Here is a 21,011-nt window from a genome sequence, read left to right as displayed (position 1 = left end):
CACAGTTTTAGGAGATTTGCTATGCCTCCCTATCGATTTTCTGGTCGTTCCAATTCTGAATCCTTGCTGAGGCGGAATCCTGGTGGTGGGCGATCGCCCCGTTATTCGCCCTACCTCGCCAGCCGCCGCCGCTTTTTGCAGCTTTCGGGAGCAGCCTTTTCTGGCGTGCTGCTCAGCAACTGCGCCCGAAATATTGGTACAACGGGCAGTTCTTCGGCCACAGACTCTGCCACCTCATCGCCCAGCAGTGGAGACAATACCCTCCACGTCTACACCTGGTCAGCCTATATCGATGAAGACCTGCTGAAGGGCTTTGAGCAAAACACCGGGATTAAGGTCATTGCTGATGTCTATGACTCCAACGAAACCATGCTGGCGCGAATGCAGGCCGGCGGCGGCAGCCAGTACAGCATCGTCTATCCTTCCGACTACATGGTAGAACTCATGATCGAGGAAGACATGCTGCTCGAGATCGACCAAGCTCGAGTTCCTGGCTACGCTGATCTCCTGGATCAGTGGCGAGATCCCCCCTACGACCCTGGCAACCAATACAGCGTGCCCTATACCTGGGGCACAACCGGTCTGGTCTACAACAAAGAATTGGTGAAGAAGCCCATTACCGACTGGTCTGACCTGTGGGAACGAAAGTCTGAGCTATCTCGCAGAATGACCCTGCTCAACGACGTGCGTGAGGTCATGGGCATGGCGCTAAAGATGCTGGGCTTTTCCAATAGCACCCAAGACCCCAAAGAAATTGAAGCCGCCTACAAAAAGCTGCAAGAACTCAAGCCTGCCATCAATGCCTTTACAACCGACGGTTGGCGAGATCAAATGGCGGTGGGCGACCTGGCCGTGGCCCATGCCTACTCGGTAGATGGCATCGACATGGTGCTGGAAAATCCCCAGCTAGAATACGTAGTGCCGTCCAGTGGCGCAACGGTTTGGACAGACACCATCGCCATTCCCAAAACGGCTCCCAACGTCGATGCTGCCTACAAATGGATTGAGTATTCAGTCGAGCCGCAGACAGCAGCAAAGAACCTGGGACGACTGAAACTGCCCACGCCCAACCAGAAAACGCTAACACTATTGCCAAAGGAGTTGGTCGAGAACCCAGATCTCTTCCCCCCCGAAGAAGTTCTGGCGAAGTGTGAGGTTCTTGCCAATGTGGGCGAAGCGGTCGATATTTATGATCGGTACTGGACGCAGTTGACCAGCGCCTAACCTCGTTTTTGAGCGATCGCTCTCAATTTTTTTTCCACTATGGCAACCTCCGCTCCGCTCTCCCCGACTCCAGAGGTCGAACCCCAGCGCCCTGCCAGCAAAGGCCTAAAGCAGCGGCTGATGGGTTTGATTCAGCCCTTTGTCTTGCTGGGGCCACCAGGGCTTTGGCTGTTGCTGCTGCTGGTCGTGCCGACGCTGATGATTTTGGAACTGAGCCTGATTCCAGGATTTCGCCCTGGCACCCAGCCTGCCCCCTACGGACTGGGCAACTACGGCAAGATCTTTGAGCTGATTGATGGTCAGGCGATTTATCTATGGGTGATTGGGCGATCGGTGTTTTTTGCGATCGCCAGTACGCTCCTTTGCCTTGTGCTGGGCTTTCCCGTCGCCTACTGGATTGCGGTGATGGCTCCGGCCCGCTGGCGAAATCTGCTGCTGGTCAGCTTTGTGCTGCCGCTGTGGACTTCCTCGCTGCTGCGTTCCTACGCCTGGATCACCATCCTGCGTCCATCGGGCGTGCTGAATTCCCTGCTCAGCGCCATCAGGCTGCCAACGCTGGATATTCTGAATACCCAGACTGCTGTGATGATCGGCCTGGCTTACAATTTTCTGCCTTATATGGTGCTGATTTTGTATGCTTCGCTGGAGCGGCTCGATAAGCGGCTGCTAGAAGCGGCAGCCGACCTGGGCGCAACGCCGCAGCAGGGCTTTTGGAAAGTCACCGTGCCCCAGACGCTCCCTGGCATTGCCGCAGCCTGTCTGTTGGTGTTCATCACCAGCCTGGGCGATTTTGTGGTGCCTGAACTGCTGGGCGGCGCGTCTAGCATGACTATGGCCCGTCTGATTTACAACCAGTTTCTCGGCGCAACCCGCAACTGGGGCTTTGGCTCTGCCCTGAGCATGGTGCTGATTGGCGCGATGGGGCTGGGCATTGTACTGCTGCTGAAGTATGGCGATCGCAAGCTAGAGAATTACTAATACCCCTCCCGTTTCCCCACCATGACCGCAACCCTCGACCTACCCAAAACCACTGTCGCTAAGCGTCGCCTCTCCTGGCAGTTTCTCTTTACGCTGGTGATGTTTGCGTTCATGTACATCCCAGTGCTGGTGCTGGCGTTCTTTAGCTTCAACGCATCGCCCTTTAGTGCGGGCTGGAGTGGCTTTTCGTTGCAGTGGTATCAGCGGATGCTTGGCGACACGAGGATTTTGTCGGCGCTAATGGATAGCCTGGCGGTGGCGCTGCTGGCGGTGGGCATTGCGGCGGTGCTGGGCACGCTGATGGCGGTGGGGCTGGCTCGCTACACGTTTCCCGGCAAAAGCCTATATCAGGGCGTTTCCTACCTACCGCTGATTATTCCCGACATTGCGATCGCCGTTGCAACGCTAGTGTTTCTAGCTTCCCTGGCAATTCCGCTCAGCCTGTGGACAGTCGTGGCTGCACACATTGTCTTTTGCCTCGCCTATATCGCGGTCGTCGTCTCGACGCGGCTCACAGGCATGAATCCTCACTTAGAAGAAGCAGCGCTGGATCTGGGCGCAACGCCGTTTCAAGCATTTATCAAGGTGCTGCTGCCCCAGCTTATGCCTGCGATTATCTCCGGATGTCTCCTGGCGTTTGTGCTAAGCATGGATGACCTGCTGATTTCCAGCTTCACCGCAGGCGGCGGCACCACAACGTTGCCAATGGAAATTTTTAGCCGCGTCCGCACCGGCGTAAAGCCCGACATTAACGCACTGAGCGTCGTGCTGATTCTGGCTTCTGGAACCTTGGCGTTTGCGGCAGAGTTTATTCGCTATCGCAGCGAGCAGCAGCGGCTAGACGGGTAGCCCAAGCAGACTGTTCCGAAACGCAAAAGCCCTACGAAAAGCCCAGCCTCGATTTGCTCTTGGCTGGGCTTGGGTTTTGGAAACGTTCTAGCAAAGTAACGGCTTAGCCAAGTAGCGCCTTAGCGCGGCTCAGCACATTGTCTACCGTGAAGCCAAACTTCTCCATACAAACGCCGCCAGGAGCCGACGCGCCAAAGGTGTCAATGCCGAGAATATCCCCTTCGCTACCCGCATACTTGTGCCAGCCAAAGGTCGTCCCTGCTTCCACGACCAGGCGCTTGGTCACTGCTTTGGGCAACACCGATTCTTTGTAAGCAGCGTCCTGCGCTTCAAACAATTCGGTAGACGGCATAGAAACCACGCGAACTTTCTTGCCTTCTGCGGCCAGTTGCTCTGCGGCCTTGACACAGAGATTCACTTCCGAACCCGTGCCAATCAGAATCAGGTCGGGTGTGCCACCGCACTCGATCACTGTATAGCCGCCTTTGCCCACGCCTTCGATCGAGCTACCTGCCAGGTTCGGCAGACCTTGGCGCGACAGCGCCAGCAGCGTCGGACGGTTCTTCCGAGCGTTTTCGATCGCCACTTTGTAAGCACCAGAGGTTTCTGTGCCGTCCGCAGGGCGAATCACCGTCAGGTCAGGTATAGCCCGCAGCGAGGCGATGGTTTCCACAGGCTGGTGGGTCGGGCCGTCTTCGCCCAAGGCCACGGAATCGTGCGTCATCACCCAGATCACACCACACTCCGCCAGCGCCGACAGGCGAATTGCGCCGCGCATGTAGTCGGTAAACACCAGGAAGGTTGCGCCGTAGGGAATTAGCCCGGAGCCATGCAGCGCAATGCCGTTGCAAATTGCGCCCATACCGTGTTCGCGCACGCCAAAGTGGATGTTGCGGTTTTCGTAAGCGCCCTTCTGGAAGTTGCCGCTGATCTCCAGTTCCGTCAGGTTGGAGTGGGTTAGGTCGGCGGAACCACCGATCAGTTCCGGCAGTACGGGAGCCAGCGCGTTCAGGCAGATTTCCGAGTGCTTGCGGCTGGCTAGCGCCTTATCTTCAGGCTTGTAGGTGGGCAGCACTTTGTCCCAACCATCGGGCAGTTTGCCGCTCAACAGGCGATCAAACTCCGCTGCTTCCTGAGGATACTTGGTCTTGTATTGTGCCCAGGTTTCCTGCCACTCGGCTTCGTAGCTGGCACCGCGTTCGATGGCTTTGCGAGTGTGGGCCAGCGCCTCATCGGGAACTACAAAAGGCTCATAGGGCCAGCTCAGGTTTTCGCGGGTCAGCTTGATTTCAGCATCGCCGAGTGCTGCCCCGTGAACGCCAGCGGTGTTGGCTTTGTTGGGAGAGCCATAGCCGATGGTGGTGGTGACTTTAATGAGCGTCGGCTTGTCGGTGACGGACTTGGCTTCGGCGATCGCCTTCGCAATCCCTTCCAAGTCCGTATTGCCGTCCTGCACATGCAGCACATGCCAGCCGTAAGCTTCAAAGCGCTTCGACACGTCTTCGGTAAAGGCAATGTCCGTGGAGCCGTCAATCGAAATGTGGTTATCGTCGTAGAGCGCGATCAGCTTGCCCAGACCGAGGTGCCCCGCCAGCGAGCAGGCTTCGCCCGAAATGCCTTCCATGTTGCAGCCGTCGCCCAGGATGACGTAGGTGTAGTGATCGACCAACGTCAGATCGGGCTTGTTGAACTTAGCAGCAAGGTGTGCTTCGGCGATCGCCAGACCAACGGCATTCGCAATGCCCTGGCCAAGCGGCCCGGTCGTTACCTCAATACCAGGGGTCTCGAAGTTTTCGGGGTGGCCGGGCGTTTTCGACCCCCACTGACGGAAGTTCTTGATTTCGTCCAGCGTGACGCTGTCGTACCCGGTCAAGTACATTAGGGCGTACTGCAACATGCAGCCGTGCCCAGCCGACAGCACAAAGCGATCGCGGTTAAACCACTTGGGGTTTTTGGGGTTAAACCGCATGAACTGATCCCACAGCACAAACGCCATCGGCGCAGCACCCATCGGCAAACCGGGGTGTCCAGACTTTGCCTTTTCAACAGCATCGATCGCCAAAAACCGGATGGAATTAATACAGAGTTGTTCGAGGGTTAGGGTCGCAACAGCCATTGTCTTCTTTCTACTCAACGACGGGTGACAGGCGCTCACAAACACGCCAAAATAGGCAGGCAAGGCGGATAGGCAAACAGAAGAATCCTGAATCACCAAAGGCATCTCCCCCATCATCCCACTACAGGGGATCACAGGTGAAAGATTTCCTGGGCGATCGCGCTAAGCAAATATACTCAATAAAATTAGCTTAACGGTTTATGGAAAACTGGACAAGGGTTAAGCACAGCTTTCTGTAAAGCCGAATACTGTATAAGCAGCTTGGCAGCCGAGAGGTTGGTTTGGCTACTTTAGGGCACTGCTTCAGAGTTTTGACAGCCCGACTTCCCGTCGGATGTAAGGAAAATCGCAAGAGCTCTAGACTCTAGCCCTGGTACTTGCGGAAAGCCAGTGTCACGTTGTGGCCGCCAAAGCCAAAAGAGTTGGACAGCGCCGCATCGACCGTCTGGCTGCGGCTCTCGTTTGCCACGTAGTCCAGATCGCAAGCGGGGTCTGGATTCTCTAGATTAATCGTGGGAGGCACACGATCGTTGGCTACGGCCATCACGGTCGCCACCGCCTCAATGCCGCCCGACCCACCCAGCAGGTGACCCGTCATCGACTTGGTGGAACTGACGGTGAGCTTGTACGCCTGATCACCCAGCGCAGTTTTAATCGCTGCCGTCTCCGTAGAGTCGTTGGCAGGCGTGCTGGTGCCGTGGGCATTGATGTAGTGAATCTCGTCGGGACGCAAGCCTGCGTCTTTCATCGCAAGCTGCATCGCACGGGCAGCCCCTGCGCCACCGGGAACAGGCGAGGTGATGTGATAGGCATCGCAGGTCATGCCATAGCCAACAATCTCGGCATAGATCCGCGCCCCCCGGCTGAGGGCATGTTCCAACTCTTCTAGAATGAGAATGCCAGCGCCCTCGCCCATCACAAATCCATCGCGATCCTTGTCGAACGGGCGGCAGGCATGGAGTGGATCATCATTGCGGGTGGATAGGGCTTTGGCCGAAGCAAAGCCCGCTACAGACAAAGGCGTGACGGCCGCCTCTGTGCCGCCGCAAATCATTGCCTGAGCAAATCCCCGCTGCAAAATGCGAAACGCATCGCCAATGGCATTTGACCCAGCCGCACAGGCCGTCACTGTGCAGTTGTTGGGCCCCTTTGCCCCCACTTGAATCGCCGTCAGCCCCGCCGCCATGTTGGCAATCATCATCGGCACAGTGAACGGGCTACAGCGATCGGGGCCGCGCGTTAGAAACACTTCCTGCTGGTCTTCCATGACCTTAAGACCGCCAATGCCCGTGCCGATTAGCGTGCCGACCTGTTCAGCATTCAGATCGTTAATGACAAAATTGGCATCGGCGAGGGCTTGCTTGCTGGCAGACACCGCAAATTGGGCAAAGCGATCCATGCGCTTCGCTTCTTTGCGATCCATATAAAGCTGTGGGTCAAAGTTTTTGACCTCGCCCGCAATGCGGCAGTCGTGGCGAGACGCATCGAACAGCGTAATCGGGCCAATGCCGTTACGACCGCTCATCAAGCCGTCCCAGTATTCCGCCAGGGTGTTGCCAATGGGCGTAATAGCACCCAGACCCGTAACTACGACGCGCTTTAATCCAGAATCCAAAGTTGTCATGACAGCAAATTCGTGGGCTTTTGCCCAAACCACAGAATAGCCGAGGCCTATCCACTAAGTAGCCAGGGCAGAGAACAGCAGGAGGTTCGAGAAGGCGTGGAAACTTGCGTCCAGTCCTACGCAGCGACCTTTTGCTTGATGTAGTCCACAGCAGCTTGAACCGTAGCGATGCCTTCGGCGGCTTCGTCGGGAATTTCGATGTCGAATTCTTCCTCTAGCGCCATCACCAGTTCAACCGTGTCTAGAGAGTCTGCGCCCAAGTCATTGGCAAAGTTAGACTCAGGGTTGACTTCACTCTCTTCGACGCTCAGTTGCTCGGATACGATCTTTTTGACCTTTGTGAGAATCTCGTCGCTCATAGCTTTTGTGTTCCTACCCAACGCGGATGCAAGTTGAGAAATTCAAAGAAATTCAATCTGTTGTGCAAGTCTAGCCGAAATCCAAAAACTTGAAACTCGGCAGAACTGGACACTGCCTGTCTCTGTCCGCTAAGCGTGCGATTTGCCGGGAACCGACGATGCGCTTGGCCCAGTGGGAAATTAGGCATTCCTTCATATTATCTGAAAGCGTGACGAGCTAAAACGGAGGGCAGAAAAACTAGAAAACTAGGGATTAGGGGTGATTGCTCCACAACGCTAGCGCTGGGGAATTGGGTAAAGACATAAAAAGAGGGGCGATCGCCCCTCCATTCACAAAGCTCGTTTTTCCCTTGAGGATTTGGGTCGAAATTAAACCAGGTTAACCCCTAGACCGACGTAGACGATAGCGCAGCTTCTGTCGCAGGGGTAGCGCTCCGAACCGCCTCGATCGCCCTCAACGTGGCTTCTGGCGTAGCGGGTGCGGCCAGTTCCACAACGGCGGCATTGCCAAAGGCGGCCACGGCAGCCCGAATCGCCTCGCGGACGGACATCGCCAGCATAAACGGCGGCTCACCCACCGCTTTGCTGCCATAGATCGTACCGTCCTGGCTGCCCCGCTCGATCAGATGCACCTGGAAATGTTCTGGGATTTCGCTGATGGTGGGGATTTTGTAGGTGCTGGGGGCAAAGGTGCGGAGGCGGCCCTGGTCGTCCCACACGAGTTCTTCCATCGTCAGCCAGCCCATGCCCTGCACAAAGCCGCCTTCGATTTGCCCTTGATCCACCAGCGGGTTCAGCGATTCGCCCACGTCATGCACAATATCCACCTGGCGTAATTTGAACGTGCCCGTGAAGCCGTCTACTTCCACCTCGCTCACCGCTGCGCCATAGGCAAAGTAATAGAAGGGGCGACCCGTCGCAGTCACCGGGTCCCAGTGGATCATCGGCGTGCGGTAGTAACCTGTGGCAGAGAGACTAATGCGATCGCCATAGGCCTGCTGCACCACCGCATCAAACGACACCCGCGCCGTCGGATAGGTGCGGCAATAGACCTCGTTATTTTCAAACACCATCTCTTCGGCTGCGTCAAAACCCAGCAGTTTGGCGGCGACTGGAGCCAGCCGCGATTTGAGGATTTCGCAGGCGTTTTTCACGGCTTGCCCGTTCAGATCGGCTCCACTGGAGGCGGCGGTCGCGGAAGTGTTGGGCACTTTGTCGGTGCTGGTGGGCATCATGCGGATGCGGTCGAGCGTCACGCCCAGCGCCCGCGTCGCTACCTGCTGCATCTTGGTATGCAGCCCCTGCCCCATCTCGGTGCCGCCGTGGTTGAGCTGGATGCTGCCGTCGGTGTAGATATGCACCAGCGCGCCCGCCTGGTTATATTGCACCTTGTTGAAGGAAATGCCGAATTTCACCGGGGTAATTGCCAGACCCCGTTTTTTGTAACGATTTTGCTGGTTAAACTCGACTACTGCGGCGACCCGTTCGGCATAGCTGGCGCGTTCCTTGGCTTCATTCCAGACGCGGGCGATACGGTTATCGACAATTACTTGGCCATAGTGTGTGGTGTTACTATCACCCTCGCCGTGGTAGAAATTTCGCTCTCGCACCACGTCCGGCGGCAGGTCTAGATGCCGCGCCACCCGATCCACCGCGTCTTCGATCACCAGCATTCCCTGCGGCCCACCAAAGCCGCGATAGGCCGTATTGGACACGCGATTGGTCTTCACGATCAGCCCGCGCACCAGCATGTTGGGAATGTAGTAGGCGTTATCGACGTGCAGCATGGCCCGCATCAGCACGGGCGGCGACAGATCCAGGCTCCAGCCGCCCTCGGCGTAGAGCGCCACATCCAGTGCCAGGATTTTGCCCTCGCTGTCGAAGCCGACCTTGTATTGCCCCAAAAAGCCGTGGCGCTTGCCCGTCAGGATCATGTCGTGGTGGCGCTCTAGCTTGACGCGCACGGGGCGACCCGTTTTGTGCGCTGCAACGGCTGCTGCTGCCGCCATCGGGTTTGCCTGGGATTCCTTGCCGCCAAAGCCGCCGCCCATTCGCAGGCAGGTGCAGACCACACGGTTGGTGGGCACGCCCAGCACTCGCGCCACGATGGTTTGGGTTTCGCTGGGGTGCTGGGTGGACGAGTAAACTTGGTAATTGCCTTCAGGATCGGGAATGACCCAGCTTGTGTGGGTTTCTAGGTAGAAGTGATCCTGCCCGTTCATCTCCAATTCACCCTCGATTACATGGGCGGCTTCGGCCATAGCCTGATCCACCTCGCCTCGGCGGATGAACTGCGGGTCGTTGTGGTAGCTGTTGGCGGCGATCGCCCCTTTAATGGTCAGCACGGCTTCCAGAGGTTCGTATTCCGCCGTCACCTTGGCGGCTCCCAGCCGCGCCGCGTCTTCGGTTTCGCCCACTACCCAGGCGATCGCCTGTCCCCAGTAGCTCACTTCATCGGTGGGAAACAGCGGTTCATCCCGGCGAATCACACCCGTGTCGTTGGCACCCGGCACATCCGCCGCCGTCAGCACCGTCACCACGCCATCCACTTCCAGCGCGGGGGCGGTGTCGATGCTGAGAATGCGAGCGTGGGCGTGGGGCGACAGCACCGGATAAATCGACAGCATGCCGCTGGGCATCCGCTGGTCGTCGGTATAGACTGCCTTGCCGCTGACGTGGGCTTCGGCGCTTTCGTGGCTCTTGCGTTGACCGACCATGCTCATACTTCCACCCCCGCTGCTGCTGCAAACTCGACAAAGAACTTTTCAAACAAATTGGCCACTAGCATCTTGCGATAGTCGGCGCTGCCCCGCAGATCGGTTAACGGCGTAAAGGCGCTATAGAGCATAGGTTTGGCTTGTTGCACCGTGTCCATGCTCCAGGGTTTGCCTACCAGAAACTCTTCCACAGCCGTCGCCCGTGCCGGAGTCGCCGCTACGCCGCCATAGCCCAGCCGCGCATGAATCACTCGCTTCTCACTGTCCAAATCCACCACGTAGGCCGCCGCCACAATGCTGATGTCGTCCGTACCGCGCTTACCGATTTTGTAGGACTGGGTGAGGCGCTGCGTTGCTCCTGGCGTGATGCTCTTGGGAATTTTCACGGCGGCGATGACTTCACCGGGTTGCAAGTCGGTCTGGCGGTAGCCCTTGAAGAACTGGGAGAGCGGCAACCAGCGATCGCCCGCCAGGCTCACCAGCTTTAGCTCCGCATCCAGCGCCAGCAGCACGGGTGGCAAATCGCCAATCGGGGAGGCGGTGCCGATGTTGCCGCCCAGCGTCGCCCGGTTCCGCACCTGCCGCGCCGCAAACCAGTGAATCATCTCATCCATGCAGGGAAACACGCCGTGGAGTTGGCTTTCGATGTGGCTGAGGGGAACCGCCGCGCCGATTTCCACAAACTCATCAGTTTGCACCAGCGTTTTCAGTTCTGCCACCGCTTCCAGAGAAATCAGCACCGGAAACTCGCGCCGCTGAAGCTCCAGCCCCAGGTCGGTTGCGCCCGCCACCAGCGTCGCGTCGGCATGGTCGCGCAGCAGTTCCAGCACTTCCTGAAGCTGCGTCGGGCGATAGAACTGACCGTCGCCCGTGAAGCTGTAGGGCAGCAGGTCGGCATCGGCTTCCGTCAGATGTTCACTGAAGTGGTCGCAGGGCGTTTCGGCAGCAGCAGCCTGCGCGGCCCGGCGAATCGGCAGATAGCCCGTGCAGCGACAGAGATTCCCCTCCACCGCCACATCATCCAGCTTGCCGTCGTAGTAGGCTGCGAACATACTCATGATGAATCCCGGCGTGCAGTAGCCGCACTGGGAACCGCCCAACTTCACCATCGCTTCCTGGACGGGATGCAGCTTGCCATTCGCCACGCCTTCCACCGTGATCACCTCGCGACCGACCACCGAGCCGAGCGGAATCAGGCAGCTATTCACCGCTTGATAGTTGGGTTTGCCGTCTACGCTAGTGCCGACGATCGCCACGGTGCAGGCTCCACAGTCGCCATCGCCGCAGCCTTCCTTGGTGCCGACGCGCCCCGTCAGCCGCAAAAAGTCGAGCAGGGTCGTCGTCAGGGGAATGTCCTTAAGGCGGACGCGATCGCCATTGATGGTAATCGCCAGTTGGGTTTCAAGTTGCTGTGTCACAGGATCGGCAAGAGTAGTGTCTGAGGGTAGATGAACTCGATTTTGCTCAGGAGGCAAAAGATTAGAGTGGTTTTATGACGTGAAATGGGCGATCGCCCCAAGCTTCCAAAATTTTGCAGAATGCGCCCTTTCAAAGCGCTGCTTAAAAGCGGTCTGGCTGCTTGGTACAAGCTTTGCACCGACTACTAGAATTATTCGGTTACTGACTAACGCCAACTAATGCCGACTAATGTAGAATCATCTAGCCGAGAACTAACAGCCTAGAACTAACGCAAAGCCAGCAGCAGGATTGTGCAACCCGATACATCAATCGGCGGTGAGCCAATGGGGCTGGGCCCGCCTGCCCGGAAGCAAAACCTAGTAGTCGTGCTGGGGCTATACCCGACGCTAATGATTCAGTCGGTGCTGCTGGGGGCACTGGGCATTATGAAAAACCTACCCCACCCCAGCGCCATGCTGCTCGACAATTTTATTTCCTGTTCAATCCTGACCTGGCTGGTGATGCTGTGGGTCACACGCACGCTGTCCTTTTGGCTGCAACCCGCTGCCCAGCCGCTACCCCAAAAACTCAACGCGCTGGGAACGATTGCGGTAATCGGGGTGCTGGGTGGGCTGCTGATGCTGTTTAGCGAGTTGCGGATATGACCCGAAAACGCTTCATCATCGAAATGGGCATGGGGATCGACCAGCACGGACAAGACCCGACGGTTGCCGCAGCGCGGGCCGTGCGAAATGCGATCGCCCACAATGCCCTTCCCGGTATCTGGGAAGTCGCGGGTCTCAACCACCCCGATGAAATGCTCGTCGAAGTGCAGATCGGCGTGCCCTATCCAGATCAAGTGCGGCAGGCAGAAGTGCTGGCAGTGCTTCCCTTTGGACAAAAACGCCTGATCTTGGAATCCGGCGGCATGGTGGTTCAAGGACGAGCCATTCCAGAACTCGACGACAAAAACGACGAAATGCTAATTGCCGTGGCCGCCGTCACCGTTTGGGTGTAATCCCTAAAAACGCAGCCTAAGAGAGCAAGCTTGGGGCTGACCGGCTTTGCCTCATCCCCAAACTCTAAAGCGTCGTCGCCTCAAACGTATTGCACTGATTCACGTCGCCCGTCTTGATTCCTTGGGTAAACCAGCGGACGCGCTGTGCTGAGGTGCCGTGGGTGAAGGAATCGGGAACCGCGTAGCCCTGGGCTTGCTTCTGGAGGCGATCGTCACCAATGGCAGCAGCGGCATTGAGCGCTTCTTCCACATCGCCCTTCTCCAAAATCTGCTGAGCCTGGTGGGTTCGATTTGCCCACACGCCTGCGAAGCAATCCGCCTGAAGCTCTAGCCGAACCGAAAGCTGATTAGCTTGGGTTTTGCTGACACGGCGCTGTGCAGACTGCACTTGGTCGGAAATGCCCAGCAGGTTTTGCACATGATGCCCCACCTCATGGGCAATCACGTAGGCGTAGGCAAAATCGCCCCCCGCCCCCAGCCGACGCTGCATGTCGTTATAAAAGCTCATGTCCAAGTAGACTTTTTGATCCAGCGGGCAGTAAAAGGGCCCCATCGAGGCCTGCGCTGTGCCGCAGCCCGAATTCACCACGCCTGAAAACAGCACCAGCTTTGGCTCAACATACTTTGAGCCTTTTTCGCGGAAGATCTGCGACCAGGTATCTTCGGTGTAGCCCAAAACCGTCGAAACGAAGGCGGCTGCTTTGTCGTCTTGCGGGGGAGTGGGGGCGACCTGGGCTGGGCCCTCGTACACAGGAGACTGGTTCAGCACCATTGACGGATCGCCCCCCAGCAGCGCCACCAGCAGAGCCAGCAGCAAAGCCCCCAGCCCACCGCCAACCACGCCGCGAGAGGGTCTCATTCCACGCCGATCTTCAATATTGGTGCTTCGCCGACCAAACTCCCAGCGCATAGTGGGCCTCCTGCTCTCCAGTTCGTCTTTGAAAGGTTAATGCCTTATGTAGTTCTACTTAGAGTAGCATCCAGGGCTAGGATTTTCTGGTTTGCCACGGTACAAGAGTTGCGAAATCTTTATCCGAAATTTTTTGCCGTTTTATTTGCTCTTTTGCCAGATTGTTCGGCTTTAGGCAGGGTCAGAGCGATCGCCCCCAGCATCAACCAGCCCCAGCCCAAAGATCGGCGCGGGGTCGAGTCCGGTAATGTGGTGAAACTGCTGGGGCGTGAGGGTGCTGAGTAGTGGCTCTGTCTCTCGTTGAGCTTCCCACTGGCGGAGGCGATCGCGCACTTGGCTGATAAATGGCAGTCCTTTGGGCAGGGGCACAGCAGCCCAGCAATCCACCAGCGTTTCCACTAGCGCCAGTTCAATCAGCGGCGGCGGATAGCGGCGAAACAAAGCGTCTAGGCAAGTATAAACGTCTTGCGTCTCTTCGCTATCGAGCGCGTAGAGCTTGATGATGTGTTTCACACGCTGCTGGTTGACCTGTTCCAGAAGTTGTTCCAAAGGTTGCATGGGGGATGGATTCAATGGGCGAGGGTAGCAAATCAGCACGAAGGGGCAAAGAACCGGGGCACGGCATTTTCAGCGAGGTTCAGATTCAGAGAGATTCAGAGAGGCTTTGATGCAGCCCCAACCTGAAAGTAGGCAGATCTGGAGAGTTCTAGCGCGTTTTGGGGCAGTTGGCACAGTTTCTTGGCAACTTCTTTTTAGATGTTCATGAAATAAAACAGTTGGCGCAGCGGGCGGACGGAAGTTGTCGTAGAATTGGGGCGTTTGACGCATTCTCCACGGTCTCTTTCACGGGTTTTGTTATGCCACATTCTGCACTGCGATCGCCCCTTGCTCGTGTATCTGCCCTGGTGCTGACGACGGCGGGATTACTTGTCCTGGGGTTGCCCACATCATCCGCGCTGGCCAGCTATCGCTATCGTCGTGTCAGAACGTCCGACTATGACGAATGTACTGCGGATTTGATCGGTCGAGGGGCAGCGGAGGCAGTTGCAGCGACGGCCTGCGCCAGCGCGTTTCACCCGCGAGAAGTGTCGCGCTGCGTGGCAGGCATTGGCGGCGGCGAGACGCTAGTGGTCAGCGATGTGCTAGAGGCTTGCCGCAGCGTGCGTCGTCCCGAAGACCTGGCGCAATGTTTCAACCAAATCGTGGGGGATGATGAGACAGCCAACCTGTCGAGCGTGCTGAGCCACTGTCGCCGCAGCCTGCTGCCCAACGAGTTTGCGAACTGCGTAGTGGGCATCAAAAACGGCAGCACCCTGACCACCGACCGGGCCCTGGCCACCTGCATCGACGCAGTAGACACGCCGGGGCGTGTGGTGCAGTGAGCCATTGGATGGAGGGTGGATAGATGGCTACTGGCCCACCGCCGGATGAGGCGGACGGGAAGGTTTTGCACAGCGACTCCCCAGCGGCAGACCGTTTAGCCGCAGACCCGACTAGCGGGGCGATCGCCCCGCCACACATTACGTCTGAACCCGCCTTTCACCATATTCCCGTGCTGGGCGCGGAGGTGCTGACGGGGCTGGCGGTCAAACCTGGCGGGCGCTATCTGGACGCAACAGCCGGCGGCGGCGGCCACAGTCGGCTGATCCTTAAAGCAGCGCCCGACACGCAGATTGTGGCCCTGGATCAAGACGAGCAGGCGATCGCCGCGATTCGGGCTAACTTGGCAGAGTTTGGCGATCGCGTCTCGATTTGCCATACCAACTTTTCGGCTTACGATCCGGGCGAGGTGAGATTCGATGGCATCCTGGCAGATTTGGGCGTGAGTTCGGTGCAGTTCGACCGGGGCGATCGCGGCTTTAGCTTTCGCCACACGGCCCCCCTCGATATGCGGATGAACCGCCAGCAGTCCCTGACCGCCGCCGACATCATCAACACCTGGGATGAAGTCGAGTTGGCCAACCTGTTTTATCGCTACGGCGAGGAGCGGCTATCGCGTCGCATTGCCCACCGCATCGTGGAACAGCGCCCGTTTGAGACGACGACAGAACTGGCAGAGGCGATCGCCCGCAGCGTTCCCCCCGCCTATCGACACGGGCGCATTCACCCCGCCACTCGCGTCTTCCAGTCCCTCCGCATCGCCGTCAACGACGAACTCAAGGTCTTAGAAACGTTTCTAAACATCGCACCAGACTGGCTTGCGCCGAATGGAAGATTGGTCATTATCAGCTTCCATAGCCTGGAAGATCGACTCGTCAAACACGCCCTTCGAGCCACACCCGCCCTGCGCGTCATCACCAAAAAGCCCGTCCAGCCTACCGATGCAGAGTTATCGGCCAATCCCCGTGCTCGCTCGGCCAAGCTGCGCGTTGCAGAGCGAATTGCAGAAGCAACGCCAGCATCACCGCCAAAACTCAACCGCTAAAACACCTAGAAAGCAGCTTTTAGAGACGCAAGCCCCACAACCTTGAATTTAGGTGGCACAATAGCTAACTGGCCAGCCTAATTGCAGGCGAGGCTATTTGGTTTGGTATTTCGAGATACCGACCCAACTCGGAAAATGCCACTATACCTGAATCGTCGTAAAAACGGTTCATCCCTCAGGCTAAAAACGGTTGTGTAGCAGGCATTGCGCGAGCAGTGAAAAGATGACGAGTTTTAGACTGCAACTTTTAGACTGCAACGTTTGCACGAGTTGGTTTTAGTTCCCCTACAGACTTTGATTATGAAGCGACTCAAGTTCTTGTTCACGGCCTTTTTGACGGCCCTGTTGACAATTACACTGGTGACCGCCTGCAACTCCAGCACCCCCACTGCGGGCGGCGACGCTGGCAGAACATTGACTATGGCCACCTCTGCGGACTATCCCCCCTACGAGTTCATTGACACGTCGAGCGGCAGCCAGGAAATCGTTGGCTTTGATGTCGATATCGCCAAATACATCACCAGCAAGCTAGGTTTCGATCTCAAAATTGACAACATTGACTTCAATGCCTTAATTCCAACCCTCCAGTCGAAGCGGGCTGATTTTGTGATGGCGGGCATGACCCCAACAGAGGAGCGCAAGCAAAACGTTGATTTTTCTCAGATTTATTACGAAGCCAAGAATGCAATTGTGTCTAAGTCTGGCGCGGGCTTGACCAGTGCTGCAAGCTTGAGCGGCAAAACTCTGGGTGTGCAGTTGGGTTCGATTCAAGAGCAAGCTGCTAAAGAGTTTCAGCGTGTGAATGTTAAGGCTTTGAACCGGATCAATGAGATGATTCAGGAGCTAAAGGCCGGACGGATTGATGCCATTTTGATGGAGGACACGGTTGCCAAAGGCTACATAGCATCTAACCCCGACTTGGAGATGAATGTCCTCCCTAATGAGGGCGAATCTGGTTCGGCGATCGCCTTCCCCAAAGGCTCTGAACTGCTCGGCCAGTTTGACCCCATCATTTCGGAAATGAAGTCCAACGGCGAGTTAGAGAAGCTAATCGTTAAGTGGTTTGGTAGCGACACACCCGCTTCCTAGTCACCTGGCAACCCCCATCATGGCGACCCCAATCAGGGCAAAGAAATAGCCGTCGCTGGATTCAGACGCTGAACTCCAGCTTGGACACTTGTATCGGCTAAACTCATGGGCTGAACTCAAAAGAGTCAGGGAGAATCAAGTCTCTCTGACTCTTTTGGTATCGATTCTCGATTTTGGGTCTGCGATTTTTGGATTTTCAAAGTAGGTGATTAGTCAAAGTAGGTGATTAGTCAAACGTCTACTGGGCTTCCAGCAAATTCATTTGTAGCGCTACCCAGACGAATGAACACCACAATCTCATCGTCCGCTTTAGTATTCTACGTTCAAAAAAAGTTCAACAAAAAACAAAAAAGGGCGTTCCAGCAGAACGCCCCTGTACCTATCAACCTGCGATGAACGCAGCCTTTAGAAGGTCATTTCAGCAGCCTGGACGCGCTCGACCTGCTTCTTCTTCAGCACCAGCAGAATTTGAGTCAGCGTAATTGCTGCCAGGAATGCAATCAGACCTTTAATACGGTTCGGGCTTTGCAGCACGATTTCGGTGTCCTTTTGACCAAAACCGCCGACGTTGGGGTTATTGGTCAGTGCAGCCCCACTGGCGACTTCTTCGCCTTCAGAAACGATTAGCTCTGGGCCCGCAGGGATTTTGTCCACCACGGTCGTACCATCTTCGGTGCGGATCTTGACCTCAGCGCTGCCGTCGTCTGCTTTGGCGATCGCCGTAATCACGCCCGCCGCTGAGGCATTGTAAACGGCATTGTTGCTCTTTTCACCCGTGGGATAGACCTGTCCGCGACCCCGGTTTGCGCCCAAGTGAACCGAGTATTTGCCAAAGGCAACGCTCTTATTCGTGGTGGGGTCAGGCGACAGCACCGGGAAAACGATTTCCTCGTACTGGTCACCTGGTAGCGGCCCCACCAGCACGATATTTTGCTTATCCTCGGCGTAGGGCTGGAACAGGTAGCTAGGGCCAACCTCGTCCTTCATCTCTTCAGGAATCCGGTCTTCCGGCGCAATGGTGAAGCCCTCCGGAAGGATTAGCACAGCCCCCACGTTCAGCGGGCCCTTAGACCCATCGGCCTGCACCTGCTGCACAGAATGATCGTAGGGAATTTTCACCACGGCCTTAAACACAGAATCCGGAAGCACCGCCTGAGGCACCTCGATCTCGGCAGGCTTGGCGGCCAGGTGACAGTTGGCGCAGACGATGCGACCCGTGGCTTCGCGAGGATTGGCGTAGTTTTGCTGTGCCCAGAAGGGATAGGCAGCAGCGGACTGAGGCAGCAGGGCATCGCTCGACACCAGCACCGCTAGCGTTAGCACCGCCACCATCAGCCCTCGAATCAGAGCGGTCACGCTCCGGCGACGAGAGGAAAATGAGCAAACCTTGAAGTTCATTTTTAGAGTGCGTGTTCGGTTTAGAAAAAGGCTCGGCAGAAATGGGCGATCGCCCAACGTTAAACCCAAAAATGGGGCAGGTCAGAATCAGACAAAGGCAGACCCTTAAGACCACCAAGGGGCATCGCCCGTGCGGAAGTCGGTTTCTGTCCAGGGGGTCATGGCAATCTTGCCGTCTTCAGTAATGTCGGTATGCACCAGCGCCAGCGAGAGCGGAGCCGGCCCGCGCACCACCTTGCCCGTTGCATCGTATTGAGAACCGTGGCAGGGGCAAATAAATTTATTTTCGCTGGCGTTCCAGGGAACGACGCAGCCCAGGTGGGTACAAACGGCGTTGATGCCGTAGCTGGCGATCGCCCCAGCGTCTTCTACCACCAAATAGGTCGGGTCGCCCTTTAGCCCTTGCGCCAGCACGCGCTCACCCACCGCATGGGTCGCCAAAAAATCTTTCAACACCACATCGTTGCCCAGGGCATCTTTGGCTATCACGCCGCCGCCTGCGCCGCCGCTGGAGGGAGGAATGAAGTACCGCACGACGGGATACAGCATTCCCAACACCGTGCCCGTGGCCGCCCCAAAAGTAAGAAGATTCATAAACTGCCGCCGGCCCAAATCGGGCACATCAGGCGTTCCAGAAGCTTGAGTCATGATTATGAACGGTGAGTTTAGAGAAGTAACGTTGGGTAAAACCCTGTCCGGTGCAAGGCCTCCATCCTTGGCAGCAGTCCTTGTTCGGCAATGGTTTACAGTTTTCTATGAAGTATTCTATAGCGCTGACCGCACCAGAAACCGCAGATAGCCCCTCTGAACAGCGGTATCGTAACGAAACGTAAAACTTCAGATCTCCTAAAATAAATCGAGCAGCCCAACCTGATAGCCTAACCCGACAGCCTAACCCGACAGCCTAACCCGACAGCCCAGCCTGATCTGACCCCTGAATTCTTAAACCCTAATCCCCTAGCCCCTATGACTGGCGAGGAACTGCATCAGCTATTACTGACCAAATGGAGCCGATCCTTTGATGTGCAGCTACGGAAGGTGCAGGGAAAGGTGTTGTTTCAGGTGATGTGGAAGTACCTGGAGCAGGTGTCCTTTCCAATGACAGAGGATGAGTATCTAGAGCATCTCGACGAAGTAGCAAATTACCTCACCGCTCTGGGCAGCGCCGAACGAGTCCAGCAATTCATCGAGCAGACAACCGAAAAGCCTCGTCTGGGGAAGGCTGTAAGCTATCCGATTGATTTGGGCGATCGCGCTTCGGAGTGGATGATTTAGTCTCGGAAAGAGCAAGATCGCCCTATCGACCCAGCAGCTTCACCATGCCGGTGCCACCAAAGTAAAGACTCAGCACGGCTCCGGCCAGCAAGCTCTGCGTCACTGGGTCGGTAGAAGGCGTTAGCACTGCACCCAACACCGCACCGCCTAGCACCACATAGCGCCAGCCCGACAGCATTTGGTTAGATGTGACCAGCCCCAAGATTCCCAACAAAACCTGAATCACCGGAATCTGGAACGCCAGCCCCGTGCTGAACAACAGCAGCAGCACAAACTCGAAATAGCGGTCGATCGACCAGAGTTGTTCTACAACATCCGCGCCATAGTTAATAAAAAAGTTCAGGGCTGCCGGAATTAGCGCCACATAGGCAAACACCAACCCACCGACAAACAGAAAGCTAGAGCCAAGAACGATGGGGCCGATGATGCGTCGCTCTTTGCGTGTCAGCCCTGGCAGCACGAATTGAATAATCTGGTACAGCACAAACGGGCTGGCAATCAGCAGACCACTATAGCCCGCTACTTTTAGGGACACGAAAAAATATTCCCCTGGCGAAAGCTGGAGAAACTTGACCCCTTGAGCAGGCACTTCCAGAAGCTGCACAATGGGATTGACAAAGCAGAAGCAAATCACCACGCCTACCACGATTGCGATCAGGGCATAGAAAATTCGCATCCGCAGTTCTTCCAAATGGTCGAACAGGGACATTTCTACATCTAGATCGGCAACGTCATCTGTCTGCACATCCACAGCGGGCGATCGCCTAGGGGCGGCAGCAGCGTTCAGTCCGTTCTGGGTAGCGAGGTCGGTTTCCGTCGGGGCAGTCATGGGCAAGCTTTATGGCAACGGGATAGAGCAATCGTGTAGCCAATAGTTGTGTAGTCAATACTAGCCTAGCGCCTGTTTAAGCTCCGTTGCGGAATTGGCTATTGGGAAATTTCTCAGAACGATGTTCTACGGTTTTCTACAAGGGTTCTGAAAGGGTTCTATAGATTCTGTAGACGATGAGTCGGGAGCAAGAAGAGAGGAGTCAATCGGTTGGGCGGGTGCTTTAAAGAATATTTATCGTTCGTATGGGTAGCTCAGTCGCAGACGATGCCTCAGCCAGGAAATTGACCCGCGAGGTTTCCCCAAAAATCGCATCTTTTCAGTCTTTTTTATACCAGCCCAATCCCCGACCGGTTGAAAGCACGCACTTTTCGCTGAGGGGCGATCGCCCGCTCCTTGCAGCAGCCTCCAGGGTTCTACGCAAACCGATCCCCCACAAATTGGGTTGAAAGCATTTCTCAGTCAGCGAATCCGTTGATTTATGGAAAATAGGCAAGCGCGGTTTTTGAGGATCTTGTGGAATATGCGATCGCTCAGGGGCAAAAACATAGTTTCCGTAAAAGAACCGAGTAATGTGATGACTTATACCTAAGTTTGAGCCACACTGAATTCAGGTTCACTGACTGGTCACAACAACAGAACGGCAACAGGGCCAGCAAGCGCAAAGATCAAAAGCGCCTGCTGGCCCCGTTCCGCTTTGATTGTGTTCGATCGTGATTGTGGATTGTGAGCGTGAATTGTGATTGTGGATTGTCAGCGTGGGTTGCAATCTTGAATTGTGATTTGCGTTGCAGGCATAGGG

The 21,011-nt window shown here is 56.3% G+C and carries 19 protein-coding genes; 9 read left to right on the top strand and 10 right to left on the bottom strand.

The genetic code is table 11. The features are described from left to right. Nucleotides 1-21: 21 nt before the first annotated feature. From O77CONTIG1_RS16550 to O77CONTIG1_RS16540, 3 genes are read left to right on the top strand one after another with little or no spacing between them, the layout of a single operon-like run. Complete coding sequence (locus tag O77CONTIG1_RS16550; RefSeq protein ID WP_084782764.1) at nucleotides 22-1,224, top strand: PotD/PotF family extracellular solute-binding protein; 1,203 nt, start codon at nucleotides 22-24, stop codon at nucleotides 1,222-1,224. Nucleotides 1,225-1,263: 39 nt separating this feature from the next. Beyond that, the gene (locus O77CONTIG1_RS16545) at nucleotides 1,264-2,202 is read left to right on the top strand and encodes an ABC transporter permease (RefSeq protein ID WP_084782761.1); all 939 of its coding nucleotides are present in this window, start codon (nucleotides 1,264-1,266) and stop codon (nucleotides 2,200-2,202) included. Nucleotides 2,203-2,223: 21 nt separating this feature from the next. Further along, nucleotides 2,224-3,051, top strand: a complete 828-nt coding sequence (locus O77CONTIG1_RS16540; RefSeq protein ID WP_068512705.1) for an ABC transporter permease — start codon at nucleotides 2,224-2,226, stop codon at nucleotides 3,049-3,051. 103 nt (nucleotides 3,052-3,154) lie between these two features. On the opposite strand, the gene tkt is transcribed toward O77CONTIG1_RS16540, so the two are convergent. The 5 genes from tkt to xdhA all read right to left on the bottom strand — a co-directional run bounded on the left by tkt (nucleotide 3,155) and on the right by xdhA (nucleotide 11,285). Next, nucleotides 3,155-5,167, bottom strand: a complete 2,013-nt coding sequence (tkt, locus tag O77CONTIG1_RS16535) for a transketolase (RefSeq protein WP_068512702.1) — start codon at nucleotides 5,165-5,167, stop codon at nucleotides 3,155-3,157. Between the two features lie 364 nt (nucleotides 5,168-5,531). After that, nucleotides 5,532-6,791, bottom strand: a complete 1,260-nt coding sequence (fabF, locus tag O77CONTIG1_RS16530; RefSeq protein WP_068516713.1) for a beta-ketoacyl-ACP synthase II — start codon at nucleotides 6,789-6,791, stop codon at nucleotides 5,532-5,534. Between the two features lie 116 nt (nucleotides 6,792-6,907). Then, nucleotides 6,908-7,150 carry an acyl carrier protein gene (gene acpP, locus O77CONTIG1_RS16525; RefSeq protein WP_068512699.1) on the bottom strand — a complete coding sequence of 81 codons (243 nt, stop codon included), beginning with the start codon at nucleotides 7,148-7,150 and terminating at the stop codon, nucleotides 6,908-6,910. Nucleotides 7,151-7,536: 386 nt separating this feature from the next. Continuing rightward, entirely contained in the window at nucleotides 7,537-9,867 is a 2,331-nt protein-coding gene (gene xdhB / locus O77CONTIG1_RS16520) for a xanthine dehydrogenase molybdopterin binding subunit (protein ID WP_286132365.1), read from the bottom strand. 2 nt (nucleotides 9,868-9,869) lie between these two features. Beyond that, nucleotides 9,870-11,285, bottom strand: a complete 1,416-nt coding sequence (gene xdhA / locus O77CONTIG1_RS16515) for a xanthine dehydrogenase small subunit (RefSeq protein WP_084782759.1) — start codon at nucleotides 11,283-11,285, stop codon at nucleotides 9,870-9,872. 291 nt (nucleotides 11,286-11,576) lie between these two features. Here xdhA and O77CONTIG1_RS16510 point away from each other — a divergent pair, with 291 nt between their 5' ends. Together O77CONTIG1_RS16510 and O77CONTIG1_RS16505 are read left to right on the top strand one after the other, a co-directional pair. Further along, nucleotides 11,577-11,930 (top strand): hypothetical protein, encoded by a 354-nt coding sequence (locus O77CONTIG1_RS16510; RefSeq protein ID WP_156435372.1) that lies wholly within the window; start codon nucleotides 11,577-11,579, stop codon nucleotides 11,928-11,930. Then, nucleotides 11,927-12,283 carry a Lin0512 family protein gene (locus tag O77CONTIG1_RS16505; protein ID WP_068512693.1) on the top strand — a complete coding sequence of 119 codons (357 nt, stop codon included), beginning with the start codon at nucleotides 11,927-11,929 and terminating at the stop codon, nucleotides 12,281-12,283. The genes O77CONTIG1_RS16510 and O77CONTIG1_RS16505 overlap by 4 nt, the downstream gene beginning before the upstream one ends. Nucleotides 12,284-12,347: 64 nt before the next feature. Here O77CONTIG1_RS16505 and O77CONTIG1_RS16500 read toward each other — a convergent pair whose 3' ends face one another. Together O77CONTIG1_RS16500 and O77CONTIG1_RS16495 are read right to left on the bottom strand one after the other, a co-directional pair. Further along, on the bottom strand, nucleotides 12,348-13,142 hold the full coding sequence (locus tag O77CONTIG1_RS16500; RefSeq protein WP_286132364.1) for a neutral zinc metallopeptidase: 795 nt from the start codon (nucleotides 13,140-13,142) through the stop codon (nucleotides 12,348-12,350). A gap of 222 nt (nucleotides 13,143-13,364) precedes the next feature. Next, nucleotides 13,365-13,751: a hypothetical protein gene (locus O77CONTIG1_RS16495; RefSeq protein WP_068512691.1), complete on the bottom strand. Its 387-nt coding sequence runs from the start codon at nucleotides 13,749-13,751 to the stop codon at nucleotides 13,365-13,367. 299 nt (nucleotides 13,752-14,050) lie between these two features. Here O77CONTIG1_RS16495 and O77CONTIG1_RS16490 point away from each other — a divergent pair, with 299 nt between their 5' ends. The 3 genes from O77CONTIG1_RS16490 (at nucleotide 14,051) to O77CONTIG1_RS16480 (ending at nucleotide 16,707) form a co-directional block, all read left to right on the top strand. Then, complete coding sequence (locus O77CONTIG1_RS16490; protein WP_068512690.1) at nucleotides 14,051-14,575, top strand: hypothetical protein; 525 nt, start codon at nucleotides 14,051-14,053, stop codon at nucleotides 14,573-14,575. A gap of 23 nt (nucleotides 14,576-14,598) precedes the next feature. Beyond that, on the top strand, nucleotides 14,599-15,618 hold the full coding sequence (gene rsmH / locus O77CONTIG1_RS16485; RefSeq protein WP_084782757.1) for a 16S rRNA (cytosine(1402)-N(4))-methyltransferase RsmH: 1,020 nt from the start codon (nucleotides 14,599-14,601) through the stop codon (nucleotides 15,616-15,618). 300 nt (nucleotides 15,619-15,918) lie between these two features. After that, complete coding sequence (locus O77CONTIG1_RS16480; protein ID WP_068512687.1) at nucleotides 15,919-16,707, top strand: transporter substrate-binding domain-containing protein; 789 nt, start codon at nucleotides 15,919-15,921, stop codon at nucleotides 16,705-16,707. A gap of 405 nt (nucleotides 16,708-17,112) precedes the next feature. On the opposite strand, the gene petA is transcribed toward O77CONTIG1_RS16480, so the two are convergent. Together petA and petC are read right to left on the bottom strand one after the other, a co-directional pair. Then, on the bottom strand, nucleotides 17,113-18,063 hold the full coding sequence (gene petA / locus O77CONTIG1_RS16475; RefSeq protein WP_297089015.1) for a cytochrome f: 951 nt from the start codon (nucleotides 18,061-18,063) through the stop codon (nucleotides 17,113-17,115). Nucleotides 18,064-18,210: 147 nt separating this feature from the next. After that, on the bottom strand, nucleotides 18,211-18,753 hold the full coding sequence (petC, locus tag O77CONTIG1_RS16470) for a cytochrome b6-f complex iron-sulfur subunit (RefSeq protein WP_068512683.1): 543 nt from the start codon (nucleotides 18,751-18,753) through the stop codon (nucleotides 18,211-18,213). 318 nt (nucleotides 18,754-19,071) lie between these two features. On the opposite strand from petC, the gene O77CONTIG1_RS16465 reads away from it, so the two are divergent. Then, complete coding sequence (locus O77CONTIG1_RS16465; RefSeq protein WP_068512681.1) at nucleotides 19,072-19,380, top strand: DUF3067 family protein; 309 nt, start codon at nucleotides 19,072-19,074, stop codon at nucleotides 19,378-19,380. A gap of 22 nt (nucleotides 19,381-19,402) precedes the next feature. On the opposite strand, the gene tatC is transcribed toward O77CONTIG1_RS16465, so the two are convergent. Continuing rightward, nucleotides 19,403-20,209 (bottom strand): twin-arginine translocase subunit TatC, encoded by an 807-nt coding sequence (gene tatC / locus O77CONTIG1_RS16460; protein ID WP_068512679.1) that lies wholly within the window; start codon nucleotides 20,207-20,209, stop codon nucleotides 19,403-19,405. Nucleotides 20,210-21,011 lie beyond the last annotated feature (802 nt).

Source organism: Leptolyngbya sp. O-77 (assembly GCF_001548395.1).
In the GTDB taxonomy this organism is placed as follows: domain Bacteria; phylum Cyanobacteriota; class Cyanobacteriia; order Elainellales; family Elainellaceae; genus Thermoleptolyngbya.
The sequence above is the reverse complement of the archived record's forward strand: the minus strand, read 5'-3'. Positions and strand labels throughout refer to the sequence as shown.

Coding starts and splice junctions, on each gene's coding strand:
- O77CONTIG1_RS16550 (WP_084782764.1), top strand. CDS start 22: ATGCCTCCCTATCGATTTTCTGGTCGTTCCAATTCTGAATCCTTGCTG.
- O77CONTIG1_RS16545 (WP_084782761.1), top strand. CDS start 1,264: ATGGCAACCTCCGCTCCGCTCTCCCCGACTCCAGAGGTCGAACCCCAG.
- O77CONTIG1_RS16540 (WP_068512705.1), top strand. CDS start 2,224: ATGACCGCAACCCTCGACCTACCCAAAACCACTGTCGCTAAGCGTCGC.
- tkt (WP_068512702.1), bottom strand. CDS start 5,167: ATGGCTGTTGCGACCCTAACCCTCGAACAACTCTGTATTAATTCCATC.
- fabF (WP_068516713.1), bottom strand. CDS start 6,791: ATGACAACTTTGGATTCTGGATTAAAGCGCGTCGTAGTTACGGGTCTG.
- acpP (WP_068512699.1), bottom strand. CDS start 7,150: ATGAGCGACGAGATTCTCACAAAGGTCAAAAAGATCGTATCCGAGCAA.
- xdhB (WP_286132365.1), bottom strand. CDS start 9,867: ATGGTCGGTCAACGCAAGAGCCACGAAAGCGCCGAAGCCCACGTCAGC.
- O77CONTIG1_RS16505 (WP_068512693.1), top strand. CDS start 11,927: ATGACCCGAAAACGCTTCATCATCGAAATGGGCATGGGGATCGACCAG.
- O77CONTIG1_RS16500 (WP_286132364.1), bottom strand. CDS start 13,142: ATGAGACCCTCTCGCGGCGTGGTTGGCGGTGGGCTGGGGGCTTTGCTG.
- O77CONTIG1_RS16495 (WP_068512691.1), bottom strand. CDS start 13,751: ATGCAACCTTTGGAACAACTTCTGGAACAGGTCAACCAGCAGCGTGTG.
- O77CONTIG1_RS16490 (WP_068512690.1), top strand. CDS start 14,051: ATGCCACATTCTGCACTGCGATCGCCCCTTGCTCGTGTATCTGCCCTG.
- rsmH (WP_084782757.1), top strand. CDS start 14,599: ATGGCTACTGGCCCACCGCCGGATGAGGCGGACGGGAAGGTTTTGCAC.
- O77CONTIG1_RS16480 (WP_068512687.1), top strand. CDS start 15,919: ATGAAGCGACTCAAGTTCTTGTTCACGGCCTTTTTGACGGCCCTGTTG.
- petC (WP_068512683.1), bottom strand. CDS start 18,753: ATGACTCAAGCTTCTGGAACGCCTGATGTGCCCGATTTGGGCCGGCGG.
- O77CONTIG1_RS16465 (WP_068512681.1), top strand. CDS start 19,072: ATGACTGGCGAGGAACTGCATCAGCTATTACTGACCAAATGGAGCCGA.
- tatC (WP_068512679.1), bottom strand. CDS start 20,209: ATGACTGCCCCGACGGAAACCGACCTCGCTACCCAGAACGGACTGAAC.